This is a genomic window from Nostoc sp. EspVER01 (genome assembly GCF_034530635.1).
Lineage (GTDB): Bacteria > Cyanobacteriota > Cyanobacteriia > Cyanobacteriales > Nostocaceae > Nostoc.
On sequence record NZ_JAVRCS010000012.1, the window covers coordinates 103931 to 125391 of the forward strand.

Sequence of the window (21461 nt, forward strand, 5' to 3'; positions counted from 1 at the left end):
GCGCTATCGGGAATCGCAGAATAGGGAAGTTGATAGCCGATAGGTAGATAATACGTAAGCAATTTTTTTTTGTAACGAACTTATGTAAAGCTGTAAAAGAAAAATGCCTTGTTAAATCTATGAACATCCATAAAGTCTCTACTACTCCCTTCAGCGACCAAAAGCCTGGTACTTCTGGGCTGCGGAAAGCAGTTAAGGTTTTTCAGCAGCCCCACTACCTGGAAAATTTTATCCAATCCATCTTCGATTCTGTAGGGGACTTGCAGGGACAAACCATAGTCCTGGGTGGTGATGGTCGTTATTACAATCGCCAAGCCATTCAAATCATTTTGAAAATGGCTGCGGCCAATGGAATTGGGCGGATTAAAGTTGGCCAACGGGGGATTTTGTCTACTCCTGCAACTTCCGCGATTATTCGCAAGTACGAGGCTATTGGTGGCATCATCTTGTCTGCTAGCCATAATCCGGGCGGGCCAAATGGTGACTTTGGCGTGAAATATAACATTAACAACGGTGGCCCAGCCCCGGAAAAGGTGACAGAGGCTATGTACAATCGCAGTAAAGTGATTGATAGCTACCAAATTCTGGAAGCATCAGATGTAGATTTAGAAACTTTGGGTGAGTCACATTTAGGAGAGACGGTAGTTGAGGTGATTGACTCCGTACATGATTATCAAGAGTTAATGGAGTCCCTGTTTGATTTTGAACAGATTCACCAACTGTTGACAAAAGGAAATTTTCGGTTCAGCATCGATGCCTTACATGCGGTGGCTGGCCCTTATGCCCATGCTATTTTCGAGCAACGTTTAGGCGCACCAGTGGGAACTGTGCAAAATGGTACACCCCTAGAAGACTTTGGCGGCGGCCACCCTGACCCAAATCTGGTTTATGCCCATGATTTAGTAGATATTTTGTACGGAGAGAATGCGCCCGACTTTGGGGCAGCTTTTGATGGAGATGGCGATCGCAATATGATCTTAGGGCGTAAATTCTTTGTCACCCCTAGCGATAGCCTCGCAGTGTTAGCCGCAAACGCCAAGCTAGTCCCTGGTTATAGTGCAGGTTTAGCCGGGGTAGCGCGATCGATGCCTACTAGCCAAGCAGTAGATCGAGTTGCTGCTCAGATTGGGATTGAATCTTATGAAACACCCACAGGCTGGAAGTTTTTCGGCAATCTCTTAGACGCGGGGAAAGCAACTCTGTGCGGTGAAGAAAGTTTTGGTACCGGCTCTAATCATATCCGTGAAAAAGATGGGCTATGGGCTGTCCTGTTTTGGCTGAATATCCTAGCAGTCCGGCAACAATCTGTTGAGCAGATTGTCCGGGAACACTGGCAAACCTATGGACGCAATTATTACTCACGCCATGACTATGAAGAGATAGAGACAGGTCCAGCCAACACTTTAATAGAAAGACTGCGTTCCTTATTGCCAAATCTTAAAGGCAAGCAATTCGGTAACTATCAAGTTGAATACAGTGATGACTTTAGTTATACCGACCCTGTTGATGGTAGCATTAGCCATCAACAGGGTGTTCGCATTGGCTTTACCGATGGCTCCCGCATTGTCGTGCGACTTTCTGGCACGGGCACTCAAGGTGCAACCCTAAGAGTTTATCTAGAAAGCTACGAGCCAGATCCCGCCAAACATGACCTTGAGCCACAGCAAGCACTTGCTTCTTTAATCACTATTGCTCAAGAGATAGTCCAGATTCGCGAACTGACAGGACGGGAACAGCCAACTGTAATCACCTAGCACTTTGTTAATACCAACTTGAAGAAAGAATCCCACAAATGAGTAATGAGTAATAAGTAATGAGTAATAAGTAATGAGTAATAAGTAATGAGTAATGAGTAAAAACTTCTTACTTCTTACTCATTACTTCTCCCCGGCACATGCGCAGGCTTTAAGAGGTGTGCTGAGAAATCCGGGTTAATCATCTTCTAATTTCAGTAATTGTTCATCGAGAATTTGTATCCGTCCGCGCACAATTTCTTCTGAAAGAATTCGCTTCCGCATTGCCTCATTGAGCGCTCCTTTTTCTGCCAGCAGTAAACGTCGGCGAATAGCCTCAAGTTTACTGCTCTTGCCACTTCTAGCTTCCACCTCATCAGGGCGACGATTATATAATTCCCGCAGTGTCTTTTCTGCACCGGCAATTCGTACCTGATAAGCTGAACGCATCTCTTCATAAACGGCTTTTGGTAATACCCCTGATTTTAACAGGCTATCTAATTCATCTTGTGCCGCCTTACCCGTCATCAACTGGGCTTGCAACTCTTCAACCTGTTGTTGAACTTCAGAAAATTTAGATAACTTTAAGCGTTTTACCACCCAAGGCAAACTTAAACCCTGTCCCACTAACGAAACCAGCACACAGCCGAAGACTATAGCGATCAGGACTTCTCGCCCTGGTAATGTAGTGGGTAAACTCAATGCCAGAGCCATTGAGAGTGAACCTTTGATGTTGCCTAAAAACAGTAAATGTTGCCAGCGCAGCGGAATTGGGCGGTCAATCCAACGAACTACTGCTAGCAGTGGATACACCGTAAGAACTCGCCCGATTTGATAAGCCAAAACTGCAAGTAGAATTGCAGGTAAAGTTTTCCAGAGCGTTACCAAATTTATTTCTACACCAATCAACAGAAAAATAAAGGTGTTGACAGTAAAACTGGCATATTCCCAGAAACTCAACAAGGTAATGCGGCTAGAGGCAGAAGTATTGCGAGAAAGCCCAAAATTCCCAAAAATTAATCCAGCGACAACTACGGCCACAGGACCTGATACACCGAGAAATTGCCCAACCTGAAAAGTTCCTAATGCAACTGCGACTGTCAGCAAAAGACTGCTAAGAGCATCATCTAAACGGGCGAATACAGGTATACTCAAGTAGCCCAAGACCAACCCCACAACGCAGCCTCCTAGAGAGATAAATAGCAGTTGTTGGATTCCCTCTATAAATGTGAGTGAGCCTGTTGAATATACTTGCACAATCAAGTTGAAGGAAACTAGGGCAGCGGCATCATTGAATAGGGTTTCCCCTTCAACGATGGTGGAAAGCCGCGAGGGTACTGGTATATCCTTAAATACAGCAATCATGGAAACAGTATCAGTGTTTGCCAGAATTACTCCGACAAATAACGCAGGTATCCAACTCAGTCCCAGCCCAAATTTCAACAGGAGGGCAATAATCGCACTGGAAATCACAGCCCCTGGCCCAGCTAGTAGGGCAATTGGTTTAAAGGTGCTGCGTAGGCGGCTAACATCTGTATTAATACCAGCTTCAAAGATGAGAATTGGCAAGAAAAGATTTAAAACAAGGGTTGGATTTAAACCAATCCGACGAGACAATAACTCAGTGATGGGCAAACCTGCTAATACTAAACCTGTAACATAAGGGATTCCCAACCGTCGGGATAGCAAAGCTACTCCTGTAGCAAGCAGCAAGAGGATAATTGAAACTTTGACTAATTCAGTAACATCCACATTAGAAAAGCTATTTTGACTTTGCTGATAGATTCTCTCTTCATTCATACCAAATTAGCAAGTTCAGGGTGTGGTTTCAGAACTTCTAATTTCCTCCACTTGACCAACTTCAAAAATTAGGGTGAATGGTTGCCCCATCTCTCGTTTGATAAATGCTTCTAATAATTCTACTTGCCGAGGTGTGACAGGTTCTCTTGCTCGGACGCTCAAACGCACTTCTGGGGGATTTGTCAACCAATTGGTATTACTATTAAGCAACTGCAAGCGGCCAAAGGTGACAGTTCGATTCAATAATGCCCGTCGTAAGCTGGTTTCTAGTTGTGCTTGTCGTACAAGTCGGGCAAAGCTGACTCCCAAGGGAATTAGTAGAATAGCTGTCAAAGCCATAGTCCAAATTAGGGGTTGACGGGCTCGCGCCATTGAAGTGTAACCTGCTACTAAGAATGTCACCATACAGGAGAGGGCAATACCTAATAAGTTGGTGAGATAAAGTAGAGTTGCCCCCAAACTGAGTGACCAATTTCCTTGTGCCAAGCCTAAACCAATGACACAAATGGGGGGCATGAGGGCAACAGCGATCGCAGTTCCTGCTAAACTAGTAGATATTTTCGTTTCAATTTTCGCGTAGCCACTAATACCACCAGCTGCTACAGCAATTCCCAAATCTAACAATGTTGGTCTAGATCGAGCCAGTACTTCGCCACCATAACTCGGCAATCCCACCAGCAAGCCCAGAGTAAAAGCGATCGCTACCGCTAACATAGTGCCTACTGCTACAGCAATTATCCCCTTGCGAAACAAAGTAATATCTGCTTGCAAAGCACCAAAAGCTAACCCACGAATCGGCAACATCAGGGGGGCAATAATCATTGCACCGATAATCACGGCCGCACTGTTGGATAATAAACCCAAAGTTGCGATCGCACAAGAGCTAATAATTAAAATTATGTAAGCTGAATCTAGAGTCGATTCAGCCAGCAAGTCGGTTTGTAGCTGTTGTAGTTGTTCCGGCTGCGAACCCCGGCGGCGGAAATTTTTAAACCGGTCTCGAATGTTATTACCCAAGACCTTCCTCCTAAATGTTCGGTTAACTGTAAAATCTTCTTTCTCTGTTAATTAAAGTCTTACATTGAACTAGTGTCATCTGAAAATAGTCATGTTGAAGTCCACCAGACGTACAGAATTCACGGCTTTATTTTGAATTCTGTTTCGATAAATGCAAAATTATACCAGGAATTTACTTATGGTACTTGAATCAGCGATCGCCGAGGAAGTCATTACAAATAATCTCAAGCAATTTCTGTTGGTACTTTCGGTGTCTCTAGGCGTGGCGACACTACCGCAGATATTTAGCTGGTTTCGCAATATACCTTACACCTTACTATTGGTGATTGTCGGGTTAGGTTTGGCCTTTGTCGATGTCCGTTTAGTAACCCTTTCCCCCGAATTAATTTTGTTCATTTTCTTACCACCGCTACTATTTGAAGCCGCATGGAATTTGAAATGGGCGGAACTGAAGCGAGATTTAGTGCCAATTTGCCTGTATGCAGTGTTCGGGGTGTTAATTGCGATCGCCGGGGTAGCGATCGCTCTCAATCAACTCGTTGGTATTTCCCTAACTACAGCTTTACTCATTGCAGCCAGTCTATCTGCAACTGACCCTGTTTCTGTCACCGCTTTGTTTCGCCAACTCGGCGTAGGTAGTCGTCTTACCACCTTAATGGAAGGCGAAAGCTTGTTTAATGATGGTATGGCTGTAGTTGCCTTTGGTTTTTTGGTAGCCTTATCTTTGGGAACTGTAGAATTGGAATTCCAGCCAATTTTATTACAGTTATTTACAGTTGTTGGCATTGGTATAGGGGTGGGAGCTTTTATCGGATTTGGTATTTCCTACCTTACCCAGCGTTTCGATTTGCCTTTAGTGGAACAATCCTTAACTTTAGTTTCCGCCTACGGCACTTACCTAATTGTCGAAGACTTAGGCGGTTCTGGAGTAATTGGAGTTGTCACCACAGGTTTGATTTTAGGCAACTTTGGCTCTCGTATCGGCATGAATCCCCGCACCCGGATTATTGTCTCCGAGTTTTGGGAATTTCTGGCATTCTTTGTTAATTCAATTGTCTTTCTGCTAATTGGCGACCAAATACGCTTTGCTAGTTTAGGCGAAAACCTGCAAATCATAATGGTGACAGTCGCAGCAATGATTGTAATGCGGGCAGTTGGTATTTACATTCTCAGCAAATTGAGTACTAGCATCACCAAATCGGACATTTCTTTACCAGAACAAACTATCCTCTGGTGGGGTGGGTTACGCGGTTCCGTCTCCATTGCCCTGGCATTGAGTGTATCGACGACACTGCCAGAGCGAGAAAAAATCATTGCAACAGTATTTGGAGTAGTTTTATTTACTCTGCTTGTTCAGGGATTGACCATCAAACCTTTGCTGGAAAAACTCAATTTGCTTGGTGATGCACCCTTGCGCGAGCAATATTTAGAATTCGTTGCCCGTCATGTTGCCTTAGAACGCGTTTTAGAACACCTCCAGGCAGACCAACGCCCCGGTATTGACCCAGAATTTCGCCGTTATCAAGAGACACTAATCAAAGGTGAACTTGTAGATCTACGGATGGAAATTGACAAATTACAGGGTGAATATCCGAATCTTCAGAGCTTTACAACAGAACAATTTCGAGGAGAACTGTTGGCAATTGAGGCAGATACTTATGCAGAATTTGTCAAATCTGGTCGGTTAAATAAAGAATTAGCATCTATGCTTGAGGATGTTTTGCAAGATAATAAATCTCAATAAAATTGAATTTTTATCGATCGTAATAAGGGCTTATTTGTTAAGTCTGCAAAAAAAAGCCGGGTTTTTTCGCTATCAAGCCTAAAAAACCCAGCTTTCTTTTATATTTTTACTCGAACCCGGTAACTCCCGGAATTTCAAGGACAAAATCTGCCCCATATACAGATGCAGGAGTCTGGAATCCTACTTTAACTTCGCCTTGAATCACGCGTTTGATCACTGCTACAGCCGCTAATGCCGTAAAATCGTATGCTTCCGGCCCTAAAAGCTTTGCAGTTACTTGTTGACCAGTTTCATCTTCAGCAATACCAATTACTCGAACTTGCCCCTTGGCTCGTTCTGCCGCCGTTGGCCCAGTGGGTAGAGTTTTAATTAGACTTGCTAAAGCACTTTGGAATAAAGACGAGTTAAATAACCATCCCAAATACTGGCTCAACTCCATCAGGAAGCGCACAGGATTAGGGAATACGGTATAAACCTCAATATTGGGAATACCCGTAGTTTGGAACGCAGTGATAATATCAGCACGCCAAGGGTTTGTTACTGCTGTCACCGGGCCATAACCAAAATCAACCTTACGTCTTTTCGATGCTGGAGCAGATGGGATGAGCTTACCTGCTTCTCGAACTACCCCGATATGATGTAAAGTTGGCAGTACTGTATTTGCAGTTCCCTGAGATACACCGCCTACTGTTTCATAGATTAAAATCAGTCGCGTTGCAGCTGCTAACTTCTGTTTGAGGTAAGCAGCTACACAATCAGTAGGGACAACTCCAAATCCCACACCAGGGAGAAGCATGATCCCTGCACTTTTAGCCTCAGCATCTCGTGCTTGTAGCGCCTGAAATTCAGGTACTTCGCCAGCTATGTCTAAATAGTGAGTTTTAGTTTGGAGGCAAGCATCGACAAGTGGCTTTGAGGTTTTGGAGAAAGGCCCAGAGCAGTTGATGACAGCAATTATATCCTCAAGAGAGCGAGCGAGCGATCGCGGCTCATTTAAGCCAAAAACCCGAAAGTCCAAACTTAATTCATTGGCTACAGCTGCTAGTGAATTTTGATTGCGTCCAGCTAAAATTAATTCCAGTCCGTTATTTTTAGCAGATTCAGCAATGAGTTTTCCAGCATAGCCAGTTGCACCATACAATAACACCCTTGATGTCATTAATTATCACCAGCTAGGAGTTGTTCGCAATCTGCTGCCATAACCTGACTTCAGGTGGTTCAACTAAAAATTGTCCTGATTTTTCCCCTAAAGCTTTAATATACGGCTGCTCTAAGTGTTGAGCCAAAATTTCTTGGCTGACCCAGTTTTCATGTAACAGAAACAAAGATGGGTCATCAACAGATTGGTGCAAATCGTAATTAATACAACCTTCTTCTGCAAGAGTGAGAGCTATTACAGGTTGAAATTCCTGCTTAAAATTGTCTTCCAAACCTGGCTTTACTTTTAGTCGAGCGGTGACAGTTACTTTCTGATTTGACATTGTGGTTCCTCTTTTTTACTAAAACTAATTCAAGTATTAATGCTGTTAATAATTTCCGAAGGCTTGAAGTAGTTATAAGGTATGGGACGAGTCTGATTTCTAATGTCTATTTGCCGTTCTATTTCATGTAAATTCTGTTGAAATTGCACCACAATTTCCTGCGCCAATGGGTCGGCAAACTCCTCATCATAAAAACCCAATTTATCATAGTGGTACGATGTTAAAATCTCAGTCCACATCACCTGGTCGGCAGCTTGTTTAAAGGGAGGAAGTATCTTCATAATAGTTTCCAAGTCTACACCCTTAGTTTCTGGAATTGGGTGGTAGGCTGCATAGGGCATATTGGGTACAAAGGCCATATATTCGTACTGAGAAAAATTTAAAGCAGAGTGTAGAGGAGCGCAAGTGAATACTACCACACTGATGATTTCAATCAGTTGTTCTAGAGTCTCAATCTTGGCTGGCATTCCCTTGACTCTACCACCATCTTGAGCCACTAATTCTCTAGCCCAATTTTGCAACTCATAGTCATCAATGATATCTTGTGAGGTTTTGTAATAGAGTTGCAAGTATTCAGCCACAAACTTTTCGACAGCATTCCAAATTAATATGCCATCGTCCCGGAAAGGAAAGTGCGGTAAAATTTCTGGGTCATCCGTTCGCCGACTTTTTATTAACCGAGGGAAAGTAAACTTTTCCACACTCCATTCTTCATAAACCTTCGCCACAAACCCAAGAGACTCCGCCAATGAACCTGCCATAAACTCATCAACCGGGCCTCCAGGTTGTAAAAACTGAGTGCGCCCCAAATCGTTATCAAATAGCATAAAACGGAAGTGGGGTTTTAACAGTAAAGCGATGGGATGATTTTCTGCTAGTTGCCGCGCAGTGACAATTGCAAACGGAGCCATAACTGCATGGGTATAGGCGAAATGACTACCCAATTCTTGATGGTTGCCATCAGCAATTTGAACGCAGGTTTTTGCCAAAAACCAATCTAAATGGGGGTCATCTGGTGTATAAATTACGCTTTTTGCACCAGAATCATGATTAATCTGGATGGCAACAGGTACTAGAGAACCACCATTAGGACTATCATTACTTTGCCAATAAAATAGAGCTTGTGGCTTGGGAAGGTACTTTTTAACATTCTCATAGACACCACCTTTAATATCAGATAACAAAGGATAATCTAAGAAATACAGCTTGCCTTCCTTAAGTGCCTTTTCCAAAGTAAGTTCTGTACCTGCTACCTTCTGAAAATGGGAATCAGTTACAGCAAAACTATCAGGTAATACATCAATTTTTTGGATAGCTAATGGGTTCGCTCCAGAGAGTCGTTGTTCCGCAAAACAAGAGTCTGTTTTGTAATTTTTTATGACATCGGGTTTTTGTAGTAGTGACAAAAGTTCTTCATATTCTTCCAATTCATCTAATGGGTCTAAGAAATTTCTGGCTTTGGCAGCTAGCATATTTGGTACAAGACTTGCCATACTTGCCAAACGTTTAGCAGTATATTCCGCCGAGAATATTTCTTTATGAGGAACTTTATCAATGACTGGTAGAGGAGCTAGATAATCGTAATTAAATTTGTACTCTTCTCGATTTTTATCTAGCCAATTGATTCGGACATTAACATCAGGATCTTTTTGTGGTAAATATGGTTTCACGATTATCTCCAATTCGGGTTTTTAGCGTTTGGTAGTAAATGATTAACGTCAAAAAGTTACTAAATTACGTCAGGATATAGCAACAACTTGAATTACAGAGTTTTCAGATACTCAATCAGAGCTTTTTTCTTTTCATCAGATAAATCAGTGCCATAAATATGTCCCTGATTTGAATTAGCAGTTACCGTCGTATCGTATTTAAAACCTATAGCTTTGGCTTCATCTCCCTCAGTAATAAAGCCGACTTTTTTCGGATCGTAGACATCATATCCCCGATAAAAAACTTGAGGACGATTCTCTGGTTTCTCGAACAAATCTTGTAGAGATGGAACTGAACCATTATGTAAATATGGCGCTCTTAACCATAATCCATCTAGAGAAACAGATACATACCCATTAGTTTTACGTAAGTTCTTAAAGTCCCAAGGGTAGCCATCACCAAAATGATTGTAAGTATCCGCTCCTTCTTGCGTCCACATATCTAACCGATGGCGGTCAGTTCCCACTTCTTCCACAGGGATAACAGTACCCGTTCTTTCACCACCAAAAGCGTGGCAAGATGCACAAGTATTAGCAAAAATTTGACTTCCTTTTGCAGCCACTTGCTCATCAATCGCAAATGGATATTTAGGAGGTGGTAGTTCTTGAATAAAATCTTCTACTCGTTGTAAATCTGCTACAGGAAGTGATTTTTTGGTTGCACCGTCACCAATTGCTCCAGTTTGAACAGTTTCTGTTAGTGAAGTTTCTAACCCATCCCAATGAAGTGCAAACCCTTTGTGCATCTTTTGATTCCAAAGAGACATCATATCAGAGTTGCCAATAGTGTTATCTTTGGGCAACTTTAAAGTATTGAATTTAACTGGATTAAAAGGGTCAATTCGACCAGGCCCCCAGTTAGGACGAGAATCTGTCCAACTATAGTCTTCTTTTTGTTGCAGCAGTGCTTTCTTAGTTTGAGGAATTAGCACATAGCGATAAAGTAAATTTTCTAACCATGAAAGGTTGTAATTATATTTGATTTCGTCAAGGATATAATCTGCTGTAAATCTGGCATCACCAGCAGTTGAACTCAAAAATCGTAAATAGCCTTGCGAATCAAACTTATTAGCAGGAGCAGCAGCTACAATTGTGGGTTTATCTTTCTCTGTTTTTCTATAGGTAGCAGTATGGCAAACAGCGCAAGTTATACCGACACGAGGGAAGCCAATAGTTTTTTTCGTAAACCCAACTGGCATTTCTTTACCCTCTTCCCATGTGATTCCCAAGGAAGTATAACCACCTGGCCCTGGTAATTTATCAGGGAATATTCTTGGTAGTACCAGCCAAATCCAATAGGGAACACCTTGCGCTTCTTCTGTGCCAATAGAACCATATTTAAAGTGTTCTTCAGGCGATTCATAATATGTGGGAACCTCTCGAAAAAGGTTGTACCATCCCACATACCCAACTACACCAGCTAAAAGGATCACAATTAAAACAATGCTTGTGATTACCCTACCTATTTTATTTTTGAGTATTGTCATGGCACTCTTTTGCTCCTTTGCAGAAGAATCTGTTTGTAGTGCAGGCAATATACCTACACTAGACTAGGGATAAAATTAGAAGAATTGCTTCACTGGAATTGCAGCGATTGCATTTTGCTACGCATCGCTAAGGTCAGAAGAATTAGTTCCGCTAATCCAAAAAACAGGTCTACAAAGGCAATGGATAAAAATCCTTTATCTTGTCCAAAGAAAAGTACTGCACAAATGAAAAATGTTGATCCAAAAGCTCTTGAAGGAAATATTGATATCCAGGCAGTTGCCTGATATCGATACGGGTCAAGTGCCCCAGGAATATAAAATGCACTAATAATAAACAACAGCATTCCCGCAGCACGAACCCAGATAATTGGCTCTGGTATATGCATTTTAAGGAACGTCAACATTAGTTCTGGAAAGAAGCAAGAGGGAATGACAAAAAGCATATTAACAATAATGCCAACCCAAGTAACGCGACTAAACCATTTAGCGTAATTATTCATTTTTTTATCCTTTTAAAGCTTTTTCATGTACTCAACTAGTGCATCTTTATCTTCTGTAGGAAGATCGGTTCCATATAAATGACCACTGTTACTATTTCCAGGTTTTGTGGTATCGAACTTAAAGTATTGCTTACCGTTTTCTACACCGACATCAGATACAAAGCCAACTTTTGCTCTGTCAATGACATCGTAGCCACGATAGAATTCTTTAGGTCTATTTTCTGGTGTTTCTAGTAAATCCCGTAAGGTGGGGACTGAGCCATTGTGCAAATAAGGGCCACGTAACCAAACACCATCAAGGGGCATATTTGCATAGCCATTAGTCTTGCGGAAATTCTTAAAGCGCCACGGATACCCTGTATACAGAGTATTTTGGTTAGACATCGTTTTGTAGGTATATGAGTCGAGACGATGAGGGTCTGTACCAATTTCTTGAATTGGGACAACTTTGCCTGTATATGCACCACCAAAAGCGTGACAACTAGCACAATTGCTTTGAAAAAGTTGTTCTCCCTTTGCTGCTATAGTTTCGTTAACTTCGTAGGGATATTTTGGTGGTGGTAGTTCCCAAAGCCAATCGGCAACTCTCTGAATTCGAGGTAAATCGATTGTTGTGGGTGTGACTCCAGCGCCTAAAGCTGCACTCTTATTTCGTTCATCAACGGAAGTGTTATTACCATCCCAATGTAACTGCAATCCCTCACGGGGTTTTTGATTCCAAACGGAAGGGAAATCAGAAGTACCAATCAGTTCATCCTCACGCAATTTATCCATTGGGAAATGAAATTGAATTGCTTTATAAGGATTAAAAGTATCTACTCTTCCTGGCCCCCAATCTGGCTGTTTTTCAACAAACTTAAGTCGAGATGCCTGATTAATTAGTGCGTCTCTAGTTTGAGGAATTGCAATGAAGCGATAAAGTAATTTTTCAATGGGATTAAGACCACCACTGATTTTTTCAATTTCTGGCAACATCCGGTTAGCAGTAAAGCGCTCATCTGCACCAACTGCTGATAAGAATTTGATATATCCCTGCAAATTAACCACATTAGCAGGCATTGTCGTGATGACTTGATGTTCGCTATTAGGGGTATTTCGCAGCGTTCCTGTATGACATACAGCACAATTCAACCCAACTCTATCGATAAAGATTCTTCGTTGCGAAAAACCTATAGGCAAATCTTTATCAGGTTCTTTGATAAATCCCAAAGAAGTATAACCTTTTCCAGGTAATTTATCTGAGAATAATTCTGGTAAAACTTTCCAAATCCAGTAAGGTATGCCATTGATGGGTTCGCTGCCGATTGAACCATATTTAAAGTGGTTTTCAATATCAGCATAATCCACTGGGGAGTTGGACAAAACAGGCCAAAGGAAAAATACTGCTACTGCTACAATACCTACAATCACAACCCAAATCCGTTTAAAGAGTCCCTTGATTGAGGTTGGAAGTAGAGTAGGGTTTGTTTGTTCAGTCATGAAACACTCCCCATTTTGTCGAGATTATTTATAAGCGAAATTGTCGATGTGATCCGCATCGCTTTTTTATCTAGATAAATTTGCAAACTGAGTTTCATGAAAGACTGACATTACTTCTTCCATCATCTCTTCATAGCTATTGAAGCGATCCTGCTCGTAACAACCCAAGGGATTTTCAATTACATTCAGCAGACATTTATTGCAATAAGTACAGGGTTTATCTGCCAGGTCTTTACCTGCTTGAAAAGATTTAACTAGGTCATTATTAGCAATTAAGGTACGAGCCATTGTGACGCCATCACAATACTGATCATTAATTGCCTGACGAATATAAGAAGCTTGCTGTAAACCACCTGTACATAATACAGGAATATTAACGTGCTTTTTAATTTCTCTGGAATCTAGTAAGTTTCTGCCTTGGTTCTCTATTAGTAGCTGTTTAATTTTCGGGTCTTTTACATCATCACCGCTAAATGCTTGAGGAGGCAATTGCTTTTTCACACGATTCCATAAAAAATTGAAAAGTGGATGAAAAAATGCTTTGCGAAATAAAATGTAGTTGCGTGTGGTTTCGACACCACTTGACAACATGGCATCATAAGTTCTAGTAATTACATCAAAATTAAAATCACCAATGGGATTGAGCGGGTGAGGAAATAAGCTACCAGTTGACACATGGACCGCATCAGCCCCAGCTTCTTCTGCCCATTGACAAACTTGGATAGAATCTTCTATGGTATTACCTGGTTTTTCCCAAAAGGTGACGGCGTTGTTATAGTCAACGGCACTAATTTTGAATTGCAGATGAAAGTCGTTGCCTACTTCTTTGCGGATTGCTCTAATTACATCTAGCAAAAACCGCGCTCGATTCTCTAATGAACCACCATATTCATCTTGACGGTCGTTAATTCCAGAACTGAGAAATTGATTAAAAAGATATCCATTAGCACTGTGCAATTCTACTCCATCCAAACCTGCTTCACGGGCACGTCTAGCACCATCGGCGAAGTATTGGATTGTTTCTTTAATCTCTGTTAGTGTCATCGCTTGACACAAAAAGCCGTGGAATGGCTCAGTTTGGCTAGTGGAACTTAAGGCTTTTTTTCCTAAGTTTTCTACACCACCAATATCTTGCTGTCGCCCTGAATGACTTAATTGCAAAATAAATTTACAGTCATATTCGTGGACTCTTTCTCCTACTTTTCGCCAAAAGGGAATGCGCTCATCACAGTTAATGGTGGCGTAATTGGGCATAATTCTTCCCCGGATGGCGACTGGAACAAAGGAACTAATAATCGCTCCTACACCACCACGAGCAAACTTTTCTTCCCAGTTGATTCGGGCTTGAGTTCCTGAACCATCATAGTTATCCCATCTTCCAGAAATACTTGAGCGAAATATCCGATTTTTTACTGTGAGATTACGGAATCTCAATGGTTCAAAGATAATATCGTTTTCCATGTGTTTCTCTGGCTTTATATATTGTTTCGGCAATAAAATTAGAAGTCAAAATTATTCGTAGCACTAACAGTCTCGCCAGAGAACTATTATTTCTAGTGTCTCTGGGAAGGCAAGTTTTTATGTCTACAAATCTACAGTGGAGGTTTTCGGATGGGAGCGCTAAGTATTAAGTTTTTGTTACTTAAATTTACTTAACCAGTTTCAGCATGGATATTTATCCTTATTGGTTTTTACAGTTATATAAAGACTTTTGCAATTTGTAAACCTACGGGATTTACAGAGCGATTGTTAAAAAAAGTGAAATTTTCCGTCTTTTATTTGTCTTAAAAGGTTAAGGCAACCTTAAAAGTAGCTGCTAACAATTTGTTACAAACTTAACCAAGTAGGTAGGAAATCGATATAACCATAGCAAATTGGTTATTGAACACCATTGTAAATTTACAATTTTTTAAATTTTTGATTTAGAAATGTATAAAAGTTTATTGATGACGTTTTGCAAATTTGTGTAGTAACTTCATATATAACGAACCTCAGTAGGGTACATTAATCATCAAAATCTCCCAAGACTAAATCTGGAAAATGGGAAATTGGTGATGAAGCATTAGTGTACCTCTGCAAACGTGAGGTGCAGTGGGAAAGGTTTAGGTGTTATGACCAGAGAGTTTTATGAAAAAGACAAGTCTAATTTTTAAGGGCTGTCTGCTCCTCCTATTCGCGACTATGTTTATAGTCTGCGGCTTTTATGGAACGTCTACAGCTCTAGCCGATGAGTATAGTGAAATACCTACATCCATAAGTACAGGGTATTCAGGTACGGGTGTATCTGAATACCCAGATAATTGCGAGGGCATCGGTTATCTCCCAGAGTACACCAAGGAGAATTTGACAGATGCCGAGAAACGGGGTCGTTGCACTTGGTACTTATGGACTGGTGGTAATGCTAAGTACTATCGCGATTTAGCGAAGCGAACACATGGCGGTGTTGACTTGCTAAAGCTGATTGACTCACGTATGCATGACGAGCGATTGCAACGTTTTGGCGCAATTAATGATCCTGGATGTGAAAAGGCGACAGCACCAGATGAATACGGATTGCTGCTAGATAAATGTAAAGATCCGCTCTCAACTGGCGTAATTGGGTTGCGTAAGTTTCCCAACCCCAACTTCGACTCGGCGAAATGGAACCCTGTTGAATATGCCAAAGACTCACAAATTGAGCCTCCATACGTGATCGGGCAGTCCTGCGCCATCTGTCATGTAGCGTTAGATCCTCTCAATCCACCCAAAGACAAGGAACATCCAAAATGGGAAAACCTGGTAGCAGCATTGGGTAATCAGTACATTAAGGAAAATAAATTATTTGCATCCAGCGTTGGAAAAAATAGTTTTGTTAAGCAAGTACTTGATTCTCAAAGACCTGGAACTTCTGATACTTCTCGGATTGCCACCGATCACATCAATAATCCGAATGCGATTAATGCCATTTTTAATTTAGGCGATCGCCCCACATATCCAGAGGTAATGAATGATGGTTCAACCAAGGATGTTAATCATATTCTCAAGGATGGTGCAGACTCTACAGGAGTGGCAAATGCCTCACTACGCGTCTACGTCAACATTGGGATGTGCGGCGATTACTGGACAACTCTCCATGAGCCTTTATTAGGCAGAACTCCCCAAAAACCTTTTGATATCGAAAAGGCGCGGAAGGAGTGCGAAGGCTGGAGACAGACAGAAGCACGTATGGCTGATGCCGAAGCATTCTTAAAAACCATCAAGCCGATGCACCTGAAAGATGCACCAGGTGGTGAAGAGTTCTTGACTAAAGATGAGGAAGTTCTCAAACGTGGCAAGCTGGTTTTTGCTAGCACTTGCGCTAGTTGTCATTCCAGCAAAAAGCCACCGGCTGAAATTGCAGCTGACGCCGAACAGGCTCAAAAATGGTACGAAGAGTCTGTACTCAGTAGTAATTTCCTCGACCACAACTTCTTGTCTGATGACCAGCGTTACCCAGTTACACTAATTGGGACTAATGCGGCGCGATCGCTAGGGACAAATGCCAGTAAAGGGCATATTTGGGATCAGTTCTCGTCGAAGACGTTCAAAGAACTGCCTTCACCAGGTACTTTGACGCTGTACAACCCCTTCGATGAGAAAAAACCCATCGAATTTAAGATACCTGACGGCGGTTTGGGATATTACCGTACACCTTCACTAGTGAGCATTTGGGCAACAGCACCACTTCTGCATAACAACACACTAGGACTTTATAACGAAGATCCTTCAGTGAAAGGACGTGTAGAAGCCTATACGGATGCGATGGAAAAGCTGCTATGGCCTGAAAAACGCGAGGGAATTATCAGCAGGACATCTCAAGATACTAAATTAGAGCTTCCCCCAGGAGATCCGAATCCGAGATTTAGGCTTCCTGTTCCTAAAGGTACACCTGTGAATTTGCTAGCAAGCATCAATATTAGAGAGGCGATTACATCTCTCAATCTCAGCAGCCTTTTCCAAGATTTGAAACCAGGCGGTGGCATTAAGGGTAAGTTGGCACGTGTACTTTTAAGAGCCAACAAATCTCCTGACTTTGTAGAAGATGAGGGTCATTATTTTGGCTCAAATCTCCCAGATGAAGATAAGAAAGCCTTAATTGAGTTCGTAAAAACTTTTTAAGTACAGCTTGTAAAATCGTAGTGTTTTAAATACAGAGAATTCGCTACGAATTAATACAATGTTGTACTAAGACAACTTGTCTTGATATTCTGCACTCGTTCCCAGGTTAAATCTGGGAACGAGAAAAAATATTGATTAAATAGCAAGGATATATATTATGCAGTATTTACCAATCGTCTTTGTTCGTGGATATGCAGGTACACAAAAAGACGTTGAGCAAACAGTCAACGATCCCTTTTATGGATTTAATAGTGGTTCAACTCATATTCGAGTAGATGAGGAAGAAAATCCTCAGAAGTTTTTTTTCGAGAGTCCATTGCTGCGGCTAATGACCGATCATGGTTATCAACCGATTGTTGACAATCAGAATGTGAGCAATCAGATTAAAAGATTGTCTGGTCAACTGGATCAAACTATTTGGATCTATCGATTTTATGATATATCTACACCTAGTTTTGGCTCCTCAAGTGTAGTTCGACAAGAGATGGAGGAGATTGCCAAGGGTTTAAGAGACTTGATCCAGAATGTCAAGAAAACGACTGGTGCTGACAAAATTTATCTGGTTGGCCACTCAATGGGAGGTCTTGTTTGTCGCAGCTTGATTCAAAAGATTTATCCAGAACAAGGCGAACAAGCTGCGGATCACATTGACAAATTCTTTACCTACGGTACACCTCATGGCGGTATTTATTTTGAGGTTGGGAGTGGCTTGCTGGAAAACTTGAGAGACAAGTTTCAATTGAATAATTCTGATGATTTTGGCCCTCAGCGAATGTATCAGTATTTAACACCTGGTATCAAGCCAACAACTGAATTACCCGATGACTTTCAACTAGAAAAACTACAAAGCATAGAGGATGCATTTCCACCAGACCGCGTTTTTTCTTTGATTGGTACTAATGCACATGATTATGAAGAAGGTTTTGGTTTTTCACGCAAGGTTGTGGGAGTCAAAAGTGATGGCCTAGTTCAGATCGATAAAGCTTATATTGCGGGATCTCATCGTGCTTATGTTCATCGCTCTCATGGGGGACGTTATGGTATATTGAACTCTGAAGAAGGTTATCAAAACCTGCAACGATTTTTGTTTGGTGATATCCAGGTGAAACTCTCTTTGAGCAATGTTGAGTTAAAAAACCTGGACAAGAATTTTTATCAATTGGAAACTAGGGTGGCTTTGCGTGGTCTTCCTATTCCAATATATGAGCAAGCGATCGCTCATTATTGCCCAATTACACAAGAGTTAACTCGAACAGATAAACCTGTTCCGCTATTTACAGCTTTCTTAATCCCAAGAAACTCAGCCAGTGACGATAATACTTGTAGATATGCCCTGCGTTTAGCACTGCATTCGTTCACAAAACAAGAGAAGAATTGGTTACGTGACAGTCATCTCGACCAAGTGCCTTTGTGGTCTGACTATCTAATTACTGATGTTGCCGAATCAAATAGCAGTTATGAAGCTCAATACAGTTGGAATTCTGAAGAAAAAGAGCCAGTAACAAAGTTAAATCCGACTTCCGAATCCATTCCAGGTGTATATGTTGCGTATGTTTCCTTACCTGAACGTGGGCAAAAAGTCTTAGGAACAAATGCGGCAGTTCGCTTGGAAATTTCCCAATGGAAATAAAGGAAGCAGGGGGGCAGGGGAGCAGGGGAGGCAAGGGGAGAAGAATTAATGACTAATGACTAATGACTCATTTGTTTTCAAGCTGTTAAGAGAGGAAGAATTATGCAGACTAATCGCAAACAAACGGCTCTTATTACTGGTGCATCTGGCGGCATCGGTTATGAATTCGTGAAATTATTTGCTCAAGATGGTTACAATCTTGTGTTGGTAGCTAGAAGCGTGGACAAGCTGAATAAAATCGCCGAGGAATTTAAAAAGAAATTTGGCATTGATGTCAAAGTTATTTCCAAAGATTTATCTAACCCATCAGCCCCAGAAGAAATTTTCAGGGAGCTAGAACAAGCATCAATCAATGTTGATGTGTTGGTGAACAATGCTGGGTTTGCTACTTATGGATTATTTAACGAAATTGACCTGAATGCTGAAATGCAATTGCTACAGGTTAATGTTTTATGTCTGACACATTTAACCAAGTTATTTCTCAAAGGTATGGTTAAACGGGGATCTGGAAAAATATTAAACTTAGCTTCCACTGCTGCTTTTCAACCAGGGCCGCTGATGGCAGTATACTACGCTAGTAAAGCTTATGTCTTATCATTCTCAGAAGCGATCGCTAATGAATTAGAAGGTACAGGTGTCTCGGTAACGGCGCTTTGTCCAGGCCCTACCGAATCTGGTTTTCAACAAAGAGCCGCAATGGAAGACTCAAAGTTGGTAAGCGGTCAAAAAATTATGACTGCGGAAACAGTAGCCCAAATCGGTTATCGCGGTCTATTTGAAAACAAAACTGTTGTCGTTCCTGGAATTAAAAATAAGCTCCTCGCTGAATCTGTAAGATTTACTCCCAGAAAGCTAGTAACAAAACTAGTCAGAAGTATGCAGGAAAGCAAATAAGTTGTAGCATAGCAATCCTAAATCAAACATCAGAAACAATATCCCCGACTTCTTTAAGAAGTCGGGGATCTGCGGCTTGCCATTCTCACAAGTCTTTAATTACGAATTACGAACTTGTACTGAGCGTCTTGCCCTGAGCGTATCGCTAAAGCGAAAGCTCCGCTAACGCGTAGCGTCTCGTAGAGAAGCCGTTGGCGTGGTAACAGAGCGTAGTCGTTCGCGCAGCGTCTCGTAGAGAAGTGCAGCCTCTCGTAGAGAAGGGAGTCGAAGTATTACGAATTATTTTAATCCCCCTGTGGATGCTCATCCCACAAGGTTGTCAGTTCCCGTAAACTTTGATGATTGCCATTGCCCAAAATCAGATGATCTAGTACCGGAATGCCCAAAAGCTGCGCCCCTGATAATAACTGACGCGTCAATTCTATATCTTCTTGGCTAGGTTCAAGGTTCCCAGAAGGATGGTTGTGGGCAACTATTACCCGCGTTGCACCTTGACGAATAACTTCTCGAAAAATATCACGGGGAGAAGCTAGGGTTTCGGTTGCAGTGCCAATAGTAATTACTTGCGTACCCAGCAAACGATTCTTGACATCTAATAGCACCACTGCAAAACGTTCTTGTACCTGCCACATCAAATCTTGGCTGAGGGTAGCAGCAGCAGCAAGTGGGCTATCAATTAATGTGCCATCGTTAGGGCGAGATTGAAAGGCACGTTTACCCAGTTCAATTGCTGCTAAGATACTTGTCGCCTTCGCTGGGCCAACACCAGAAATTTGCATTAACTCAGCAGGGCTAACTTCTCGCAGAACTACTAAAGGATCGCGTTGATGTTTGCCTAATTCGCTCAAGATATATTGTCCCAAACCCACAGCAGATAGTTTTCCTGGCCCTTGACCAGTGCCTAGAAGAATTGCGATTAATTCGGCTGTGGCTAAAATTTTTGCACCATGCGTCATTAATCGCTCACGCGGACGCTCATTTGTAGGTAGGTCGGCAATTCTGAGGCAATAGGTCATATTAAACTAAGAAAATAGCACCACACATAGAACTATCCTTAGTTATCCCTCGTTTGCTCTCAAAATCATCTTTATTTGAGAAAATCTTTAACCTTGGTAAGTTTGTATAGGTAATTTCATTTGCAACTTTTAAAGGGAAGACTAAAAAAAGATGATTTAGGGCGATCGCTATGTTCGATGATTTATTCAACAATCTCAAAGGTTTTATTGACTCTAAAATTCAAGAAGATGGAGCGTGATATTCTCATAGGGCACAAATATCTAGCTTTATGAGTGGCATTGAGCGTGAAATTATTTTCGATCCTCGACACATTTATAAACATTTACCAGATACCCCTCAAATGCAAACATTGTTGAGACGAGGAAGATCCGCTCATGTTTTCAACGATGAAGCCACAATGAATAGAGTTACTCAAGCTCTGATAGAAAGAGGAGAGTACACTGGAACTGTTCGGGGATACGAGCGTTATGGTCTGTTTTTTGCTGAAGCCATTGGTTACAGAATCAGTCCAGAAGGGTCAAGCATCCCGCTATTTTATGCAGAGGTGAAAATTGATGCAGAAAATCGATATCACGTCATTCCCCGCACCCGGCCCGGTGCAGAATAACTGGGAGTTTGCCGAAGTCTGGATTGATGCAATGCTGTCGCCTCCCTATGTGTTGTTACTTCTTGTCGATCGTGAAGGAAAGTGTTGCGTATACGATCCCGCCGAGGGTTATAAAGTCATATTTACTTGTTTAAGTTACGAAGAGGCTCAACTCTGGTTGCTAGAAGATGAGTATGAGCCGATTGAAGGGCGCGTTTGTGCACCTGAAATTTGAGTAAGCAAATTG

General features: G+C 41.7%; 17 protein-coding genes. 7 read left to right on the forward strand and 10 right to left on the reverse strand.

Going from position 1 to position 21461, the window contains the following annotated elements; all coding sequences use genetic code 11:
- Nucleotides 1-119: 119 nt before the first annotated feature.
- Entirely contained in the window at nucleotides 120-1754 is a 1635-nt protein-coding gene (locus tag RMX69_RS13185; protein ID WP_289798291.1) for an alpha-D-glucose phosphate-specific phosphoglucomutase, read from the forward strand.
- Nucleotides 1755-1931: 177 nt separating this feature from the next.
- On the opposite strand, the gene RMX69_RS13190 is transcribed toward RMX69_RS13185, so the two are convergent.
- Together RMX69_RS13190 and RMX69_RS13195 are read right to left on the reverse strand one after the other, a co-directional pair.
- Nucleotides 1932-3485 carry a cation:proton antiporter gene (locus RMX69_RS13190; protein ID WP_322637748.1) on the reverse strand — a complete coding sequence of 518 codons (1554 nt, stop codon included), beginning with the start codon at nucleotides 3483-3485 and terminating at the stop codon, nucleotides 1932-1934.
- 63 nt (nucleotides 3486-3548) lie between these two features.
- Nucleotides 3549-4550 (reverse strand): DUF389 domain-containing protein, encoded by a 1002-nt coding sequence (locus RMX69_RS13195; RefSeq protein ID WP_289798293.1) that lies wholly within the window; start codon nucleotides 4548-4550, stop codon nucleotides 3549-3551.
- A 178-nt stretch (nucleotides 4551-4728) separates the two neighbouring features.
- Between RMX69_RS13195 and RMX69_RS13200 the strand changes: the two genes are divergently transcribed.
- Nucleotides 4729-6294 carry a cation:proton antiporter gene (locus RMX69_RS13200; protein ID WP_289798294.1) on the forward strand — a complete coding sequence of 522 codons (1566 nt, stop codon included), beginning with the start codon at nucleotides 4729-4731 and terminating at the stop codon, nucleotides 6292-6294.
- 106 nt (nucleotides 6295-6400) lie between these two features.
- Here RMX69_RS13200 and RMX69_RS13205 read toward each other — a convergent pair whose 3' ends face one another.
- The 7 genes from RMX69_RS13205 to RMX69_RS13235 form a co-directional block, all read right to left on the reverse strand.
- Nucleotides 6401-7453 carry a saccharopine dehydrogenase family protein gene (locus RMX69_RS13205; RefSeq protein WP_322637717.1) on the reverse strand — a complete coding sequence of 351 codons (1053 nt, stop codon included), beginning with the start codon at nucleotides 7451-7453 and terminating at the stop codon, nucleotides 6401-6403.
- Between the two features lie 13 nt (nucleotides 7454-7466).
- Nucleotides 7467-7775 (reverse strand): putative quinol monooxygenase, encoded by a 309-nt coding sequence (locus tag RMX69_RS13210; RefSeq protein WP_289798296.1) that lies wholly within the window; start codon nucleotides 7773-7775, stop codon nucleotides 7467-7469.
- 29 nt (nucleotides 7776-7804) lie between these two features.
- On the reverse strand, nucleotides 7805-9445 hold the full coding sequence (locus tag RMX69_RS13215; RefSeq protein ID WP_289798297.1) for a lipoxygenase family protein: 1641 nt from the start codon (nucleotides 9443-9445) through the stop codon (nucleotides 7805-7807).
- 92 nt (nucleotides 9446-9537) lie between these two features.
- On the reverse strand, nucleotides 9538-10971 hold the full coding sequence (locus RMX69_RS13220) for a c-type cytochrome (protein ID WP_322637718.1): 1434 nt from the start codon (nucleotides 10969-10971) through the stop codon (nucleotides 9538-9540).
- 89 nt (nucleotides 10972-11060) lie between these two features.
- A complete protein-coding gene (locus RMX69_RS13225) occupies nucleotides 11061-11471 on the reverse strand; it encodes a hypothetical protein (RefSeq protein ID WP_289798300.1) in 411 nt (136 codons plus the stop codon).
- 12 nt (nucleotides 11472-11483) lie between these two features.
- Complete coding sequence (locus RMX69_RS13230; protein ID WP_322637719.1) at nucleotides 11484-12950, reverse strand: cytochrome c; 1467 nt, start codon at nucleotides 12948-12950, stop codon at nucleotides 11484-11486.
- A gap of 66 nt (nucleotides 12951-13016) precedes the next feature.
- Nucleotides 13017-14411: an NADH:flavin oxidoreductase gene (locus RMX69_RS13235; RefSeq protein WP_289798302.1), complete on the reverse strand. Its 1395-nt coding sequence runs from the start codon at nucleotides 14409-14411 to the stop codon at nucleotides 13017-13019.
- A gap of 720 nt (nucleotides 14412-15131) precedes the next feature.
- On the opposite strand from RMX69_RS13235, the gene RMX69_RS13240 reads away from it, so the two are divergent.
- The 3 genes from RMX69_RS13240 to RMX69_RS13250 all read left to right on the forward strand — a co-directional run bounded on the left by RMX69_RS13240 (nucleotide 15132) and on the right by RMX69_RS13250 (nucleotide 19611).
- The gene (locus tag RMX69_RS13240; RefSeq protein ID WP_289798303.1) at nucleotides 15132-17087 is read left to right on the forward strand and encodes a hypothetical protein; all 1956 of its coding nucleotides are present in this window, start codon (nucleotides 15132-15134) and stop codon (nucleotides 17085-17087) included.
- Between the two features lie 157 nt (nucleotides 17088-17244).
- A complete protein-coding gene (locus tag RMX69_RS13245) occupies nucleotides 17245-18717 on the forward strand; it encodes a lipase/acyltransferase domain-containing protein (RefSeq protein ID WP_322637720.1) in 1473 nt (490 codons plus the stop codon).
- Between the two features lie 102 nt (nucleotides 18718-18819).
- A complete protein-coding gene (locus RMX69_RS13250) occupies nucleotides 18820-19611 on the forward strand; it encodes an SDR family NAD(P)-dependent oxidoreductase (protein ID WP_289798305.1) in 792 nt (263 codons plus the stop codon).
- Nucleotides 19612-19895: 284 nt separating this feature from the next.
- Here RMX69_RS13250 and radC read toward each other — a convergent pair whose 3' ends face one another.
- Nucleotides 19896-20627 (reverse strand): RadC family protein, encoded by a 732-nt coding sequence (radC, locus tag RMX69_RS13255; RefSeq protein WP_289798306.1) that lies wholly within the window; start codon nucleotides 20625-20627, stop codon nucleotides 19896-19898.
- 269 nt (nucleotides 20628-20896) lie between these two features.
- Between radC and RMX69_RS13260 the strand changes: the two genes are divergently transcribed.
- Nucleotides 20897-21235: a DUF6972 family protein gene (locus RMX69_RS13260; protein WP_289798307.1), complete on the forward strand. Its 339-nt coding sequence runs from the start codon at nucleotides 20897-20899 to the stop codon at nucleotides 21233-21235.
- Nucleotides 21183-21449 (forward strand): hypothetical protein, encoded by a 267-nt coding sequence (locus tag RMX69_RS13265; RefSeq protein ID WP_289798308.1) that lies wholly within the window; start codon nucleotides 21183-21185, stop codon nucleotides 21447-21449. Before RMX69_RS13260 ends, RMX69_RS13265 begins: the two co-directional genes overlap by 53 nt.
- The last annotated feature ends 12 nt before the right edge of the window (nucleotides 21450-21461 follow it).